The organism is Paenibacillus sp. GP183 (genome assembly GCF_900104695.1).
Lineage (GTDB): Bacteria > Bacillota > Bacilli > Paenibacillales > NBRC-103111 > Paenibacillus_AI.
The window spans coordinates 4,373,947-4,390,724 of record NZ_FNSW01000001.1; the positions used below are offsets into that span (position 1 = coordinate 4,373,947).

Genomic DNA, 16,778 nt, shown 5'->3' on the forward strand with positions numbered 1-16,778 from the left:
TGAAGAGTGTATTTATAGCTTTACAGATTTCTTTTTGACCATCGAAATGATCAATAATAAAAGGGGTAGCACGATACCACAAACTGGAATTATTCCAAATTCCCAAAACTTGGGGTATATACTAAGAAACGTCTCATTCGGAACCAAGATAGCCATAATAAAAATCGCCGGTGCGCCGAACCAAATGATTCTTCGCCAATCCTTCACATTGAGCCAATTAGCCGCTTCATAGCTTGTAATAAACAAATATAAGGATAATTTAGCAAACATTCCATAAATCCAAACGAAAATGACGAATAAATCGACGTTTTGGATGAAATTTAAAATATCAATGGATCTTATCAGCATAAAATAAGGAAACCTTAGATTGACTGAGAAATTCGGTCCAAAAACCAATATCACCATGATCGTGGTTATAAGAATTATAAAAGCGGTAAGTCCTACGCCTATCATGGATCTCAAAGGCGCTTTTTGAGGGTTATGCATAAATGAGACAATAGCTAATAAAAAGAATGATTCTCCGAGATAAGAAGCAGCGGGAATTGATCCTTTTAAAATATTCAACCATCCGGAATCGGCATAGACTGGCAGTAGATGATGCCATCTCACGTTGCCTATGCTTAAAATAAAACTGACAAATAAAGTTAAAAAAAGAATAGGTCCCACTATTTGACTAAACCGGCCGATTCCCGTTATACCACCGGAATAGGTCAAATAAATCATTAAACCTACGATGAGTATCATAATTATCCACACAGGTGTTCTGTCAAGGGCAACAAGATGGATAAAGTCTCCAAATGAACGCAGCACAACAGCAGATAGTGTATACCAGGCAATGAAATAGGGAAGGACAATCATTCTCCCAAACCATTTGCCCAGCAGAGCTTGGCTAAATTCGACCAATGTTTGATTGGGGTGGATAACGCTCAGATGAACAACAAGATAGGTTATGGCTAGTCCTATGACGCTCCCAATCAGTACCGAAAGCCATGCATCCTGTTTCGATATTTCGATCACTGGCATAATGCATAACCAGATTGACATAACGACTTCAACCGTTGCAACTATCCAAAAAATTTGCGATCCTGATATTTTCAATTTAAGGCATTCTCCTTGTAGACGAATTGGTTTGGCCCATATCCTTGCATTGAAGTTCTACTTTGATCGAAATAGGAACCTGAGGAAAGGTTTCGTTCCACTTTTGATTCAAGGTGGTTTTCCATTGACGAGGGTATTGCTCGTGCACTCTTTCACCAAACCCGAAGAAGTCTAACTTGTACTGATTTTGCGCTTTTTTGATCAGCTGTTGTATCGATTTCTGAGCCGTTTGACTGAGTTCATCTTGTATAATCTGCAGATCTTTTGGTTTGGATGGATCCAAGCTTGCATTATTTTCGATAATGAATCCTTGTCCAGTGAGACGTACGTCAATCTGTGGTTGGTTATCAACCATTTTCACACGGATACGTTTACCTAATGATTGCAGATTTAAGCTAACGTATCCATTCCCTTGGGTAACGAAAGAATGTACGGCAAATCCGGTTTGTCTACCCGTAATCCAATTGGCATAAGCTGTTTCTTCAACATTCAGGAATCCCACCAGCTTCAAGCCGTTGTCTTTATTAAAAATGCCCGTTCCGGCATAAACATATTTCTTTGAGGCATTTAAGCGAACCGCCGGCATTAAAGGTTGTGTTCCTTGACTCATAGCATCAGCAAAAAAATCTCGGTGATAATAGTGTTTCAATCCCAGAGTCGATATTTCACGCACGAGCGCATCAGTTACATAGGGGTCAAAAATCGTGTTTACAGAAAGGACGTCTTTTGCTAAACCGTCTTTCACAACATATTTCCTTGAGCGCATCTCCGAATCAGGATTACGAACAAATTCGTCGAGCAAATTACCTAATCCATGCTCGGCCATTCGTTGTCCGACAACGATAATCTGGCGATGCCCAAGAAACAATTTTCGCGATAGGAGTCTCTGTAAGTTTTGATTCGCATCGTAAATGTCCCTTCCAGTAGCTTTTATCACAATGGAGCTTTTTTTCTTAGGTCCACCGCCGCCGCCATCACTGCTTCCGCCGACACCTGCCGGAATCGCGATTAGTGTACTTAATTCCATCTTTCCGTCTTTGGTTAAATCCATCCCGGTCCCAAGGTCAAATGCTATATGATCCGGTTCCCTAAGGTTCCAGCAGCCGGTAATGCTGAGTACCATCAGGAGCAATATGAAACAAAGTATGCCTGCTCTCTTCATGGATGATCCGCCTCATTTGCAGGTTCAGTATATTTCGTCTGCCTTCGAGGCCAGCGAAGCAGCAAGTCCATAAGGCTGCGAGTGTTCAGCGGAGCTAACGGGGTGAGATAAGGGACTCCAAATGGACTTAGGTGAATCAGATGAATGATAATCGCAATCATCCCGATGGCAACACCAAATAAGCCCAATACCCCGGAAAGGATCAACAAAGGGAATCTTATCATCCGCAAGGGGAATCCGAATCTATACCTCGGAATGACAAATGATGAGATTCCTGCTGCCGATACGACAATGACAATTGGCGCGGAGATGATCCCGGCGCGGACAGCCGCCTCCCCAATAACCAAGGCCCCGACAATGCTTACGAGTGGACCTATTTGTTTGGGCAAGCGAATTCCCGCTTCCCGTAAACCTTCAAACATGAACTCCATTATAAAGACTTCAATCACTGTCGGAAAGGGTGCCTTCTCTCGCAGCGAGGCAATACTCATCATCAGCTTTGGAGGAACCATCTCCGGATGAAAATTGGTTAACGCAATAAAAACAGAAGGAAAAGTAACGGAAAAGACGGCAAATACATAGCGTATCCACCGATTCAGGGAAACAAACATAAATCGTTCATAATAATCGTCGGGCGCCTGTAATCCATCCCAGAATGTCATTGGAACTATAAGAGCAAATGGAGTTCCGTTGGTTAATATGGCCACTTTTCCCTCAAGCAATCCGGCGGCAACAACATCAGGGCGCTCACTGGTCAGCATTTGCGGAAAAGGAGAAAAATGAGTATCTTCAATGGCTTCTTCAATATAGCCCGATTCAAGAATTCCATCGATTTGGATTCGATCTATTCTTTTACGAACTTCTTTCAGAACGGACATCGAAACTATTCCTTCAATATAAGTAACGACTACATCTGTCTTCGTCAGTTTTCCGACTTTAAAAGTTTCCATCTTCAGCTTCGGTGTTGCAATTATCCTGCGCAGCAGCGTAGTATTCGTCCGCAGGTGCTCCGTAAAACTTTCTCTGGATCCCCGAAGTACCGCCTCATTGGTAGGCTCATCAATGGCTCGGGTCTCAAACTTGGAGACATCGGCAAGCAGGGCTGTATTTTCCCCATCGATCAATACGGCCACACTTCCCTTTAAAATGTGTTCAGATATATCTCCAAAGCTGGAAAGCTTCTTGGTTTGTAAAACGGATAAGAGCTCTTGCTCGAACATTTGGGTGACACTGTCGATTGTCCCAAGTCCTTGAGGCAGCCCATCGTACAATAATGGTTTTAGAACGTTTGTGGTAATGATATTTGTATCGATCATATCTTCAGCGTAGATCAATAACAGCTTGGTTTGGCCGTGAATCGTAACTTCACGAAATATAATGTCCGTACAATTATGAAACATATTTTTTAGTATTTGTTCATTCTCCATGATGGATTTGCCCATATTTTGACTCGGATTTTCATTGGAAGGGTTGTTATCGGAGGTAAGTTTGTTTCTCCATACATTTAATTTTCCAAACCAGCCCATGATGGTACTCCTACTTTCGTGCTGAAGATTTGTAGGTAATATACCCAAAATTATGAAAATAATACTTTTTGTTTGCACTTCAACTTCTTAGTGACACGCCCAAAAATTCATATTAAAATGAAAATAACGAACTTATGTTCTAATTTTTACTAAGGAGTGATAGAGTGCCAAATCGAACGAATGTATCACAGATACGGATTGAGCCTTGGGCAGATGCCGACCTTGATCTATTGTATCGCTTGAATGTGCCAGAGATGCTGGAACACTTGGGAGGTCCAGAGACCGAGGAGCAAATTCTCGCGCGCCACAAGCGGTATATGGAGATCGGCGGGAAGGGAACTGGCCGTATGTTCAGCATTTTCCTGCTGCCGGAGCTCGAAAAAGTAGGTAACATAGGATACTGGGAACGCGTCTGGCAGGAAGAGACCATGTATGAGATGGGTTGGGGCGTACTGCCGCCATTCCAAGGCAAGGGCATTGCTGCAGCGGCTGCTGCGGCCGCCATTGCAAGAGCCGGAGCAGAGCAGAAGATCAGGCACATTCACGCGTACCCGTCCGTTGACAACCCTGCGTCAAACGCGATTTGCCGGAAGCTCGGCTTCTTGCTTGTCGCCGAGTGCGAATTCGAATATCCGCCAGGGAGCATGATGCGATGCAACGACTGGCGCCTGGAACTCAACGCGACAACTTAAGACGGGGCTGGCAAATTAAAAACCAGTCCAAAACACGAAAATAAGTGTTAGACTGGTTTTTGTTTATTAGTTTTTATGTATAGTAAGGGGTTATCTTCTTGTCCGGATCCTTGATCAAATCTCTGCTTGCTCAGGTGTGCTGGTCCCTTTTCTCCAGTAGATCACGATGATCAACAAGCAAGGCACCAAACATAGCAGGCCTAACCAGAGATAAGCTCCATTAGCACCCAACCGATCCGCTGTATAACCGGCAAAGAGATTACCGATAGGCGTAGACCCCGCAAAAACCAAAGAATGTACACTCATCACTCTCGCGCGGTACTCATCCTTGGAATGAAATTGCAATGTGGAATTTGAATTCGTGGCAAATAAGATACTGCAAATGCCGGTTGCGATCAAAATTATCGCAGCTAGCAAGGGAGAACTCACAAGGCCATTCAAGCCAAGCATCAGGGAAACCAGTAAACTGAAGATAATGGTTGTGGATAACTTAGGGCCCATGCGGCTGCGAAATGAAACGGTTATGGCACCTATCAATGAGCCTAATCCGAGGCATGACATTAAAAACCCGTAGGTTTTTTCGCCCATGTGGAGAATATCTTTTGTGAAAACGGGGATCAGTACATTAAAGTTATATCCCAATGTACCGATGATAGTCACCAAAAGCAGGGTTTGAGCCAGCAATTTATCATTGGCAATGTAGATAATGCCATCTTTGATTTCTTTTAAAATACCGTCATTGTTTCGATTGGGTCTAACATAGGATGGGGTTTTAACTAACAGCAGTCCATAAATAACGGCCAGAAAGCTTAATCCATTCAGCAAAAAGCACCAGCCAGCCCCGAGATAGGCCATGAGCATCGCCCCGATCCCAGGACCGACAATTCTCGCCAAGTTAAATGTGGTAGAATTTAAAGCAACAGCGCTCATCAAATCCTCTTTGCCGACAATTTCAATATTAAGTGCTTGGCGGGTTGGTATATCAAATGTATTGCACAGCCCGAGCAGGAGGGCGAGTACGAGAATGTAGCCAAATTTGACCGTATCCGTGAAGACCAGAATGGTTAAAGTGAAGGCTAAAATCATTGAAATCGTCTGAGTGAGCAGAAGAATCGATTTTTTGGGAAATTTATCAATGAATACACCGGCGAACAAGGAAAAGAAGGTGATCGGCAAAAATTGGCACGCACCTACTAGACCAAGTAAAAAGGGTGACCCTGTCAAGGTCAGCACAAGCCAGGCTTGCCCAATGTTTTGCGTCCAGGTTCCGATTAAGGAAATGCATTGTCCAAACCACAAATAGCGAAAATTGGCATGAGTCAAAGCATGGAAATGCTGATCGATAAAGCCGTCTCCCGCATGTCGCAGATTCATAAGCTCTTGCCTTCTTTCATATTATGTTTGATAAAATCAGCTGCGTTGGCTCCCATTTTCTCCAGGATAACAAAAGCAACCTGCTGTTCCTCCTCCGTTAAACCGGCAGTTAGCGCTTCTCTCCAATTTCCCAATACTTGTTTCATTTCACTTTTTATCGCTAGAGCTTTATCCGTCAGAAAAACCCGGTTGGCTCTCTTGTCCTTGTTGCAGACCTTCCTTTTCACATATCCGAGCGCTTCGAGCCTCTTCAAGGCTTTGGCTGTGGTGCCCTTATCTATTTTCAAATAATGGGACAGTTCCTCTTGGGTCAGACCATCCTCATGATAAAGGGCATTCAAAAAAATATGCTGGCCCTTGCCAATCTCGGTGTGCTTCAATTGATCACCAATGTAGATTTGTCCGTAGCGGTAGAGAAGCGAAACCCATCTGGGTATGGAATTCCTTTGATCGAGCATCGACTTCACCCTCAGCCTATAATTGGTTGCATTTGCCACTATTATATAAAGGTTTAGGAACTGTTGCAATTGCAATCTTTTATTGCCCAATGATTTAGCGGTATGGCTGTTGGTTAATAATGAATAGTAGCTCTGCTTGCCAAGTATCGATAATTGGAGGGATCTACATGCAAACGATATGGAAAGGCGCCGTGAATTTCGGACTCGTGAATGTGCCGGTGAAGATGTATACGGCTACTCAGGATAACGATATTCCGATGAAAATGCTGCACAAGGACTTCAATGTTCCGATTCACTATAACCGCACCTGCCCCAAATGTGAGAAGGAAGTCAAGTGGAGCGATATCATAAAGGGCTATGAATATGAACCCGGTCATTATGTTACGTTTGATAAAAAAGAGCTGGAAGCTCTCGCATCGGAGACCTCGCGGGAAATTTGCATCCTCGACTTTGTCGATTTGCATGAGATTGACCCGATCTATTTTCAAAAAACGTATTATTTGGCTCCCGACGAGTCCGGTACGCATGCCTATAATTTGCTGGTTGAAGCCCTGAGATCCTCACAAAAAATAGGTATTGCCAATGTGACGATCCGTAACAAAAGCAGTCTTGCTGCGATTCGTGTAGTCGACGGAGTTCTGTTGATGGTGACGATGTTTTACGCGGAAGAGATTCGTCCCAAAGAGGAAATTCCCAAGCTGCCGAAGATGTCCAAAATAGATGGCCGGGAGCTTGAAATGGCAACAATGCTGATCGAGCAGCTGTCCTCAAAGTTCGAGCCTGATAAATATGAAGACGAGTATCGGGAGCGGCTGATGAGTGCCATCGAGAGCAAAGTGGAAGGCAAGGAAGTGAAATTTGCTCCCGAAGAGAAGAAAACGAATGTGATCGATCTGATGAGTGCCCTGAAGGCAAGCGTGCAACAGTCGAAGAAAGCGAATTCCGGGGATTCCAAAGGAGACTCCGCGGGTAATTCGGCAGGAAACAAAACGAAGTCTGCAAGCGCTGGCAAATCCACAAGCAGAGCGAAGTCGGCTGCCAAAGAAGCGCAGGGGAAAGCTAGTCCCAAATCAAGCGCCAAGGCGAGCTCCAAGCCGGCAGGCAAATCTCGCGCGAAAAAAACGGGGGCGTAAGGGATGAAGCCTTTTACCCCGATGTCGCCTATTCTTACTGATGAGCTTCCGCATGTGGAGGGTTGGGGCTATCAGCTGAAATGGGATGGTTATCGAACAATTGCCATGGTGGATCAGGGACAGGTGGAGCTGTATTCGAAGCGGATGCTGTTTAAGAATGCGAAATATCCTGACCTGGTCGAGGCGCTTTCCCAGCTTAAGGGAACCTTCCTCCTGGATGGGGAACTGGTTGTAATGGATGCCGAAACGAATCGCCCGAGCTTTCAGAAAATGCAGCAACGGGATAAACTGACGGACCCGCGGTTGATCACCCGAGGTGCCGAACGAGCGCCTGTCCAATACATCATCTTTGACCTATTGCAGCTGGGTCAGGAGGATTTGCGCAAGCGCCCCTTTGGGGAACGGCATGAGAGACTTAAAGCGCTGGCGGCTGATTGGGGGCCACCCTTTTTTCTGACAGACCTGTTCGAAGACGGGGAAACCCTCTGGGCGTGGGTAAATGCCAACGGCTGGGAGGGTGTAGTCAGCAAGAAGCTGTCCAGCCCTTACCGGGAAGGCAAAGAGCATCACGATTGGCTGAAAAAGAAAACGATGCTTCGACTGGAGATCGAAGCCGTTGGCATCCTGATGAAGGAAGGCCGGGTATCGAGCTTGGTCATGCGGAGGGATGGCGAATATTTAGGCAGGGTATCTTCCGGTCTGAATGATAAATGGCGACGCTGGTTGTTCGACTTGCCGGCGGATCGAGCATTTACGGATTATTTTACGTCGCTGCCGGAGGATTTAAAAGGCATGAAAGTGCGCTGGCTGAACAAGACATTCACCTGCGAAGTGAGCGGGCAGGAAATCACCGAGGGCGGTGCGGTCCGTCATCCAAAACTGCTTTCTTTGGGAGGGAACCTGTTATGAGGACTGCTGATAAAGGGGTAGTTGAAGTAGAAGGAAACGAGATTACGGTAAGCCATCCGGGCAAGCTGCTCTGGCCGGAGGCGGGAATAACCAAGCTGCTGTATTTGCAAAAGCTGATTGCGTTAGCGCCGTATCTGCTTCCGTACTGCAGGGATCGTTATTTGACCACGATTCGCTTTCCTGGCGGTATTCATGGTAAGTCCTTTTACCAGAAGAACGTCCCTAATTCGATGCCGGCATTTGTGCACACTGCCAAGAATTCTGATGTGAATTACATAAATCTGGATTCTCTGTCCACACTGATTTGGCTGGGAAATTTGGCAGCGCTGGAGTTTCATCCGTCTTTTGAATATATCGGCGGAGAAGAACCGGCAGAGTGGGTGCTCGATATCGACCCCAGCCTGGAACAAGAGCCGAGGCTGATGGAAGCTGTCGCAGCAATAGGCGAGACACTGGAAGCGATGGGGATAAGATCGGTACCGAAAACCTCCGGAGCGACCGGCGTGCAAATAATTATCCCGATTCAAAAGGGATATACGTTTGATCAGCTGCGGAAAATCGGCCATTTTGTTGGAAAATACTTGACTGAAAAGTATCCCCGATTATTTACCATCGAAAGGCTGATTAAAAATCGCGGTGATAAAATTTACATCGACTATGTGCAGCATGCGGCAGGCAAAAGCTTGTCCGCTCCCTACACACCGCGCGCCAGAGAGCATGCAACTGTATCAACGCCGCTTACGTGGGATGAAGTCAGGCGGGGCGTTGATCCTAAAGCATTTACTTTGCTGACGATTGAACAACGATTGGCTGAGCAGGGGGATCTGATCGCCAAGACAAGCAGGCAGTCGCTGAAACCGATTCTGGAGTTTATCAAATGAATTGACAATTTCATCTGTAACTATTACAATAACAGTACTAACTGCTGCATTTTATTTTAGTCCATGAAGAAAGGGTGAGCAGGATGACAGAAGTGAAGCAAACGCAAATTCAGCCAGGAGATTGGGTAAGTGGAACGACGGTACATGATGAAAGAATACGCGGCTATGTGGAGACCATAAGCAAGAACCTGGAATCTGCATTGGTTCGAGTGACACAGAGTGACAGGGAGCGAATCGTCGGCAGAGTTTCCGAAAGTTTGGTAAGCAAGCTTGAGCTGTTGAAGGTGGATGCCGGCTTGGATGAAAGAAGCTTGTATAATCTTATAGATATTGCGCTATCGGCTAGAGACAAGCAATGGTTCACAGAGCTGACATCTTCACTCGAAGCCCTTCATGCCAAGAAAGATAAGAGTGACCAACAACAAACGCAATCTTATACGACAATACCTCATCGCCGATTTTGGATGGGCTGAATAGAGAAATGAGCGCAATCCGCGTTCATTTTTTTTGTGCGTTGATAAGAAAGTATAAGTTTTCCCAAACTTATCTTGCTTCGCATCAACCTTGACAAACGCGCTCGTCATATAGGACGGCGCAACCGTTTATCCTTGTAATCCATATCGCCTCTGCTATAATACTAATTAATTATGTTAAATACGAGGTGGCGAATGAAAACTTATTTGGAACTGCTGCAGGATGTTATGGAGCACGGTGTGCAAAAAGAGGATCGGACGGGTACCGGAACCCTTTCTGTTTTCGGCAGGCAAATTCGTATCGATTTATCGAAAGGGTTCCCCCTGATGACTACGAAAAGACTGCATATCAAATCGATCGTTCATGAGCTTCTATGGTTTTTGAGTGGAAGCACCAATGTGACATATTTGCGTGAAAATGGTGTTACTATATGGGATGAGTGGGCTGATGAGGAAGGCAATCTGGGTCGCGTATATGGATCTCAGTGGAGAACCTGGCCAGCTGTGGATGGACAAGCCATCGATCAGATTTCCAATCTGATTCAGCAAATCAAATCCAATCCGAATTCCCGCAGACACCTGGTCAGCGCATGGAATGTTGCCGAGATTGAAACGATGGCCTTGCCCCCTTGTCATTATGCCTTTCAGTTTTATGTAGCTAACGGCCGATTGTCCTGTATGTTTCATATGCGCTCCATTGACACTTTTCTGGGTCTTCCCTTTAATTTGGCCTCCTATGCTTTGCTCACCCACATGGTAGCTCAGCAGTGCGGACTAGGGATTGGTGACTTGATTTGGACCGGTGGGGACGTGCATATTTACTTGAATCACCTGGAGCAAGTAAAGCTTCAATTAACAAGAGAGCCTTACCCATTACCAACACTCACCATCAAACGCCAGCCGGATTCGATATTTGATTATCAATTTGGCGATTTTGAGTTTGTTGGCTATGAGTTTCATCCGGGCATCAAGGCGCCTATTGCTATTTAATCGATTAGGAGCTGATGCGGATGAGTATTTCTTTTATATTTGCGATGGATCGCAATCGAGCTATTGGAAAAGATAATCAGCTTCCCTGGCATTTGCCTGCCGATTTGAAATTTTTTAAAAGAATTACAACTGGCCATCCAATTCTCATGGGCCGTAAAACCTATCAATCCATCGGCAAACCGCTTCCCGGAAGGCGAAATGTTGTCATTACTCAAGATCCTAATTTCACGGCAGAAGGCTGTGAGATCGTTCATAGTGCTCGGGAAGCAGCCGCTCAATTTCAACAGGAAGAGCTGTTTGTTATTGGCGGTTCGGAAATATTTCGTTTATTTTTACCCCAAGTGGATCGGATGTACATCACCCGAATCGAGCATGAATTTGCAGCTGATACTCACTTTCCGGAAGTGGACATGCAAGAGTGGACAATTGTTTCCAATGACCAAGGCATTCAGGATGAGAAGAATCCATATGAGTATTATTTTCAAATCTATGAAAAAAAGAGCAAATAATCCGCACATGCAAAAAGCCTCAACTGAAGGATTGAATCCTTCTATTGAGGCTTTTTTGTAGAGGTTTTCTTTTACTGCTATAGGGAGGGAAACCTCATTATTAGTAAGTCAATCGTGATTAAATGTCCGAGGTTTTTCATGTAAAGTATCAACAGTGATCCAAAGCTCATTAATAATGATCCCAATTTCATGAATAGTGACTTCACACTTATTGTTTCTGTTCAAGTCAATAATTCATTGGGAAATTAGTAAGCATAGACTCGTTAATTATGACCTTTAGCTCATTATTATTCAGAACAGCTTTTCCCAAGAGCATACGCTCTAAGATGCTGCCCCCCGTTTACGCATGGCCATAATCAAGGCCAAAGCGGCCAGCACCACAGCGGCAATGGAAAGGTAAAGCGCCGTATTTGAGGTTCCACTGCTTGCAGCGGCAGTATGACCCGCTGTTGCACCGTGGTTATCTGCTGCTGCTCCGGCAGGCTTGGCCTTAACTGTCGTCACGGAAGCCGGAGTTTTAGAGTCTGCTGCTCCGGTCCATTCAACCACGCTTCCGTCCTTATAGGTTTGATAAGCCTTCCAGGTAATGGCTGTGGCTGTATCCCCAACCTTGCCTTGCATGCCGAAATCACCAAACTCGGTAGCTGATAAGCCCTCACCGGTTGCTGTCCAAACCACTCCGGTTACTTTCCCGTCGGCATCCTTGGAAATTTGATAATTCCAGCCTGCTTTCGGTTCGAAGCGGGATACAGCGACCGCATCCACCGGGAATTTAACTTCCACCTTAACGGTAGGGACATCCTTCTCCGAAGGTACTCGAACCGTGAACTTCTCATAAGATCCTTGAGTGCTTTCCTGTGGATAAACAACGACGTGTGCACTCGCGATTCCCGCAAGTAACAAAGAGCAAACCAGCAATACAGCACAGTTTAACATGAATTTTTTAAACAATTAGTTTCGGCCCCTATCTGAATAAAATGATTTACAAACATTGTAGTCCTGTTTCATTCAGATTAGTATGACTCATGTGGGCTATTTTTGGGCATTAATTTTGTCTCTTTATTGTCAATCCATATTTAATGATATAGGCGGTGAGCTGTACCCTGTTTTCGAAGCCCAGTTTTTCCAAAATATTTTTCATATGATTTTTTACGGTGTGTTCCGAAATCAACAGCTTCTCGGCAATTTGCCTGTTGTTGTCTCCTTCGGCAACAAAAGCAGCAATTTGCCGTTCCCGTGAGGTCAGCATACTTGGATCAGGGTCGCCGCCGTGAAAAGCTCCTTGGCCAGGATAAAATCGTAAAAAAAGGCGATCCGCCATCTCCCGGGCAACCTCTGAATTATCATCGAGCAGGGCATGCAGATACATAAGCCATTCATCGGGATCCATATTCTTGAGCAAATATCCCTGTGCACCGAATTGAAGTGCGGTAAACAAATCCGCGACGTCATCTGAAACGGTTAAAACAACAATACGAATATGAGGATAAAGCTGCTTAATTCGGCGTGTTGCTTCAAGTCCGCTAATCGGGGCCATATGGATATCCATGATCACAAGATCAGGTTCGACTTCCCCGCAAAGAAGAATAGCTTCTTCGCCATTATAAGCTTCGCCCACGACGAAAAAGGCGTTGTCCATATCCAAGATGCTGCGTACGGCTTTGCGGGCCAAAGGATGATCATCCGCTATAAGCACTCGGTAAGTCTGCTTGTCCATCATCCGTTCCCCCTTTTTGCTTCGGCCCATAATTGAGTTCCATTGTCTCCTGGTTTGGATACGATTTCGAATGAAGCTCCCATCTCAGAGGCTCTTTTACGCATCATATCCATTCCATAGCACTTGGTTTGGACTGCTTCATGCCGCAAGCCGCAGCCATTATCGGAGATGAGCATCCGCCATCCTCCTTCTTCCGTATGAATCCTGATTTCTGCATGAGTCGCTTTGGAATGCTTGCGGATATTTGTGAAAGCTTCCTGCACAATGCCAAACAATTGAACTTCTTCAGCAGGATTGAAGATATAGTGAGCAAGGTCTAAATGCTCGATTAGCTCGATTCCGGCGATCTTTTGCCAATCGCCCAGCCATTTGTGCAGTCTCAATTCGAAATCAGCACCTTCTTCGGGAGGCGTCCGAAGATTGAAGATAGCTTGTCGGAGTGAATTGTCAATTTCCAGCACAGCGCCTTTAGCTTCCTCCAGATGACCTTGCTTTAATTTCACGTTGAGAAAAAATAACGTCTGCGCCAAATCGTCGTGGAGCTCTCTGGCCAATCGTTCACGATCCTCATACACAGCCCGTCGTGCTTTTTCCTCGGCCAGCTTCATATTATTGGTTTCAATACTCCTGAACATCCAGGAAGCAAAAAAATAAGAAAGGATCAATGTAATTACAGTGATGTACAAATTGCCGGCTTCCATCGACAAATAACCGAGCATAAAATCATGGCGAAAATACTCAAACCCGCCGATAATAAAGGGCGGGAGCACAATCGTAAGGAACTTCAGCATGCGAAGCGACATTCCGTAATCATCCTTTTTCCTAAAATACAACCATCTCTAAGTATATCAAACTTTCTTGAACATGTTCATCTGTGATACATTAGTAACAATTATGATTGGAAAAGTGAATGGCAGGAGGAAATGTTGTAGTGTGGAATGAAATGTTTGAACAAAAAAGCAAATGGATCGGCTATGTGATTGTCGTCCTTGCGCTGCATATTGCAGGCATCCTGGGTTTATACAGCGTAGTTCGCGGGGTTCCGTCATTTTTGGGGATAGGGCTGCTCGCTTATACTCTGGGACTTCGCCATGCCTTTGATGTCGATCATATCGCTGCTATTGATAATACGGTGCGCAAGCTTATTCAGCAAAAAAAGAATCCCTTGGGTGTCGGATTTTATTTTTCCTTGGGGCACTCCTCCGTTGTGTTTGTAATGACTGCCGTTACAGCGCTTTCCGTACAATGGGCACAAAGAGAGATGCCTTGGATGCAAGAGATTGGCGGGATCATCGGAGCCGCTGTATCTGGAAGCTTCCTGGTCATCATTGGCTTGATTAACCTGCTTATCCTTCTTAACCTTTCTCGGCTGTTCCGCAAATATCGCAAAGGCCTGCATGATGAGGATGAATTTGAGAAGCTGCTGAACTCGAGAGGCTTTGTTGCAAGAATGATCGGTCCGTTTTACAACTATATCAATAAAAGCTGGCATGTGTATCCTCTCGGTTTTTTGTTCGGACTTGGTTTTGATACGGCCAGCGAGGTAGCTCTGCTTGCCATCTCTGCGGGGGCCGTTCAGCAATCCATCCCAGTTGTCGGCATTCTCTCACTGCCGATATTATTCGCAGCCGGGATGAGCCTGATGGATACGGCAGACGGCATGTTTATGACCAAAGCCTATAAATGGGCATTTTCGACACCGCTCCGCAAGCTGTATTACAACTTGACCGTAACCGCTATAGCCGTTTCAGCTGCACTCATTATCGGAATGATCGAGCTGGGACAAGTACTTGCTCAAGAGATCGGGCTTGATGGCACCTTCTGGCGCTGGCTGCAGAAGATTGATTTCTCCATGATGGGGTATTTACTGGTTGGTTTATTCGTATTGGCTTGGGTAATTTCATTCGGGATTTGGAAATGGCTTAGACTCGAAGAACGTTGGCAAGCCAAGGCACAAGGATAAACTAAAAAAGCGATGCCGCAGATTTTATTTGCAGGCTATCGCTTTTTTAGTTGAGAACGTCGTAGGACTGTCTAATGTTTATGTTTGTTCGGCTATAATGAACTTACTGATCAATTCGTCTAATTCACTCGCCAGTTTGCTTAGAACTGCGGATGAATTGCGGACTTCTTCCATGGAAGCCAACGTTTCTTCCGTAGTTGCCGAGATGTTCTCGGTATTGCTTGCTGAGGCTTGCGCAATTCCCAGCAATGAGTGAGAAGTAGCAAGAATTTGCTGTGAACCTGCTGATAATTGTTCCACTGTTGCAGAAACACTAACGATTTGCTGAGAAACAATCTCGACTTCGTTTGCGATTCCTTCAAAGGCTTTCCCTGCTTGATGTGCTGCCTCAAGCCCTTGCTCGGCTTGCTGGACGCTTGAGCTAATTTGATTAACTAATTCCATCGTTTCCTGCTGAATTTCTTCCACAATCTCCGATACTTTGTAGGCGGACAATCTGGATTGCTCGGCAAGCTTCTTGACTTCACCGGCGACCACTCCAAAACCGCGGCCATGTTCGCCCGCTCTCGCCGCTTCGATCGCGGCGTTAAGGGACAATAAGTTGGTTTGTGAGGCTAAATCTGAGATAAGTTTAATGACTTCTGTGATCTCATTTGTTTTTTCACCTAACAAAGAGATACGTGCCGAGGAATCATGCACGGCAGAAGCCAAATGCTCGATGGTAGCAACCGCGTTGGAGATGACAGTTCGGCCGTTATTGGCTTTTTCATAAGCTGAACTGGAAGCACCTGCAGCATCTTCGCTCCCGCTGGCAATTTGTTGAATGCCTGAAGTCATGTCCTCCATAGCGCGGGAAGTTTCATGTATACTATGCAGCTGTTTTTGGAAGCCTTCATGAATATCTTGAACGGCAGTTGCGGCAGCTTCGCTGGCCTTGCTGGTATGCTCCGAACCAATCATCAGCTCATTGGCAGATTCAGCAACCTGCCCGGCTGATTTATGGACATCCGTGATCAGTTCTTTCAAATGGGCTACCATTTCATCAATAGAAGCAGCAAGCTGACCGATTTCACTCTTGCCTGTCATATTCAACTGCTTAACGCGCAGATCTCCCTGAGCTACTTGTTTGGCAATGTGAACGACCTTGCGAATCGGATTCACAATGTTATTCGAGATTAACAAGCCCATTGTAAGGGAAAGAAGGATACAAATAATCAAGCTGCCGAGCAAATAAGCATAGGCGGTCTGAGCTTCTTTTCTGTTATTGGCGTTGGATTCTTCCGCAAGAGCAGCATTGCGATCGGCAAGCTTACTGAGGTCATCATTGACCGTGTTAAGCATACTGCTGAATGTATGGAGAATGGATATCGCAGCTTGTACCTTGCCAGTGCTGGCATTATAAATAATCGATCCACGCTGGTCAGAGAATTTAACCATATCTTCCTGCAGCTTTTTATAATCTCCTTCAGGAATCCTATCTTTGAGCTGCTTCAAAATCGTTTGAACCTCTTGGTCAAGGCTCTCAATATTTTTGATGATTTCGGCAGATTTTGCTTTGTCGGTCTCGACCATCAGCTGAAACATGTTGGATTCAATAGTTTTATTATGAATGCGCACAACGTTCAAGTCTTTTACTGGGATCAATCTGTATGTATACATTTCGTCCATTCTCGCCGTGGATTCCTGCAAATATTTGGACCCGATCAAGCCTACAATTCCGATGAATAACGATGTAAAAACAATTAGAATCAACAGCTTTTGTCTAATCGACAAGTTGTGCATGAACTGCATGTACCAAGCTCCCCCCAAAGGTTTAAATCCTGTTAACCAACGTTCAATAAATATAGCAATATATGGGTCACAACCATCATACAACAGTAACTAATTTGCTGT

17 protein-coding genes are annotated in these 16,778 nt (G+C 45.2%); 8 read left to right on the top strand and 9 right to left on the bottom strand.

Translation table 11 applies throughout. The annotated features are described in order from the left end of the window. Positions 1-12: 12 nt before the first annotated feature. Genes BLV33_RS21545 through BLV33_RS21555 form a run of 3 tightly spaced genes read right to left on the bottom strand, consistent with a single transcriptional unit; the run spans position 13 to position 3,786 of the window. A complete protein-coding gene (locus BLV33_RS21545; protein ID WP_171909237.1) occupies positions 13-1,098 on the bottom strand; it encodes a GerAB/ArcD/ProY family transporter in 1,086 nt (361 codons plus the stop codon). A 1-nt stretch (position 1,099) separates the two neighbouring features. Further along, positions 1,100-2,260, bottom strand: coding sequence for a Ger(x)C family spore germination protein (locus BLV33_RS21550; protein ID WP_090796665.1), 1,161 nt, complete (start codon positions 2,258-2,260; stop codon positions 1,100-1,102). Next, positions 2,257-3,786, bottom strand: coding sequence for a spore germination protein (locus tag BLV33_RS21555; protein ID WP_090796668.1), 1,530 nt, complete (start codon positions 3,784-3,786; stop codon positions 2,257-2,259). Before BLV33_RS21555 ends, BLV33_RS21550 begins: the two co-directional genes overlap by 4 nt. Before the next feature lie 164 nt (positions 3,787-3,950). Between BLV33_RS21555 and BLV33_RS21560 the strand changes: the two genes are divergently transcribed. Next, positions 3,951-4,478: a GNAT family N-acetyltransferase gene (locus tag BLV33_RS21560; protein WP_090796672.1), complete on the top strand. Its 528-nt coding sequence runs from the start codon at positions 3,951-3,953 to the stop codon at positions 4,476-4,478. 114 nt (positions 4,479-4,592) lie between these two features. Here BLV33_RS21560 and BLV33_RS21565 read toward each other — a convergent pair whose 3' ends face one another. Together BLV33_RS21565 and BLV33_RS21570 are read right to left on the bottom strand one after the other, a co-directional pair. Continuing rightward, positions 4,593-5,852 (bottom strand): MFS transporter, encoded by a 1,260-nt coding sequence (locus BLV33_RS21565; protein ID WP_090796676.1) that lies wholly within the window; start codon positions 5,850-5,852, stop codon positions 4,593-4,595. Next, the gene (locus BLV33_RS21570; protein ID WP_090796680.1) at positions 5,849-6,310 is read right to left on the bottom strand and encodes a MarR family winged helix-turn-helix transcriptional regulator; all 462 of its coding nucleotides are present in this window, start codon (positions 6,308-6,310) and stop codon (positions 5,849-5,851) included. Before BLV33_RS21570 ends, BLV33_RS21565 begins: the two co-directional genes overlap by 4 nt. A gap of 167 nt (positions 6,311-6,477) precedes the next feature. Here BLV33_RS21570 and BLV33_RS21575 point away from each other — a divergent pair, with 167 nt between their 5' ends. From BLV33_RS21575 to BLV33_RS21600, 6 genes are all read left to right on the top strand, one after another. Continuing rightward, positions 6,478-7,443 carry a non-homologous end joining protein Ku gene (locus BLV33_RS21575; RefSeq protein WP_090796684.1) on the top strand — a complete coding sequence of 322 codons (966 nt, stop codon included), beginning with the start codon at positions 6,478-6,480 and terminating at the stop codon, positions 7,441-7,443. 3 nt (positions 7,444-7,446) lie between these two features. Next, entirely contained in the window at positions 7,447-8,352 is a 906-nt protein-coding gene (locus BLV33_RS21580) for an ATP-dependent DNA ligase (protein WP_090796687.1), read from the top strand. After that, the gene (ligD, locus tag BLV33_RS21585; protein WP_090796690.1) at positions 8,349-9,233 is read left to right on the top strand and encodes a non-homologous end-joining DNA ligase; all 885 of its coding nucleotides are present in this window, start codon (positions 8,349-8,351) and stop codon (positions 9,231-9,233) included. The genes BLV33_RS21580 and ligD overlap by 4 nt, the downstream gene beginning before the upstream one ends. Positions 9,234-9,316: 83 nt before the next feature. Next, positions 9,317-9,706, top strand: coding sequence for an IDEAL domain-containing protein (locus BLV33_RS21590; protein ID WP_090796693.1), 390 nt, complete (start codon positions 9,317-9,319; stop codon positions 9,704-9,706). Between the two features lie 195 nt (positions 9,707-9,901). Continuing rightward, positions 9,902-10,696 carry a thymidylate synthase gene (thyA, locus tag BLV33_RS21595; protein ID WP_090796697.1) on the top strand — a complete coding sequence of 265 codons (795 nt, stop codon included), beginning with the start codon at positions 9,902-9,904 and terminating at the stop codon, positions 10,694-10,696. A gap of 20 nt (positions 10,697-10,716) precedes the next feature. Beyond that, entirely contained in the window at positions 10,717-11,205 is a 489-nt protein-coding gene (locus BLV33_RS21600) for a dihydrofolate reductase (protein ID WP_090796701.1), read from the top strand. Positions 11,206-11,526: 321 nt separating this feature from the next. Here BLV33_RS21600 and BLV33_RS21605 read toward each other — a convergent pair whose 3' ends face one another. The 3 genes from BLV33_RS21605 to BLV33_RS21615 all read right to left on the bottom strand — a co-directional run bounded on the left by BLV33_RS21605 (position 11,527) and on the right by BLV33_RS21615 (position 13,725). Next, complete coding sequence (locus tag BLV33_RS21605; protein ID WP_090799125.1) at positions 11,527-12,141, bottom strand: YcnI family copper-binding membrane protein; 615 nt, start codon at positions 12,139-12,141, stop codon at positions 11,527-11,529. 109 nt (positions 12,142-12,250) lie between these two features. After that, positions 12,251-12,922 carry a response regulator gene (locus tag BLV33_RS21610; protein WP_090796705.1) on the bottom strand — a complete coding sequence of 224 codons (672 nt, stop codon included), beginning with the start codon at positions 12,920-12,922 and terminating at the stop codon, positions 12,251-12,253. Beyond that, entirely contained in the window at positions 12,922-13,725 is an 804-nt protein-coding gene (locus BLV33_RS21615; protein ID WP_090796708.1) for a sensor histidine kinase, read from the bottom strand. The genes BLV33_RS21610 and BLV33_RS21615 overlap by 1 nt, the downstream gene beginning before the upstream one ends. A 140-nt stretch (positions 13,726-13,865) precedes the next feature. Here BLV33_RS21615 and BLV33_RS21620 point away from each other — a divergent pair, with 140 nt between their 5' ends. Next, positions 13,866-14,885, top strand: a complete 1,020-nt coding sequence (locus BLV33_RS21620) for a HoxN/HupN/NixA family nickel/cobalt transporter (RefSeq protein WP_090799127.1) — start codon at positions 13,866-13,868, stop codon at positions 14,883-14,885. 78 nt (positions 14,886-14,963) lie between these two features. On the opposite strand, the gene BLV33_RS21625 is transcribed toward BLV33_RS21620, so the two are convergent. Further along, the gene (locus BLV33_RS21625) at positions 14,964-16,676 is read right to left on the bottom strand and encodes a methyl-accepting chemotaxis protein (protein WP_090796711.1); all 1,713 of its coding nucleotides are present in this window, start codon (positions 16,674-16,676) and stop codon (positions 14,964-14,966) included. Positions 16,677-16,778 lie beyond the last annotated feature (102 nt).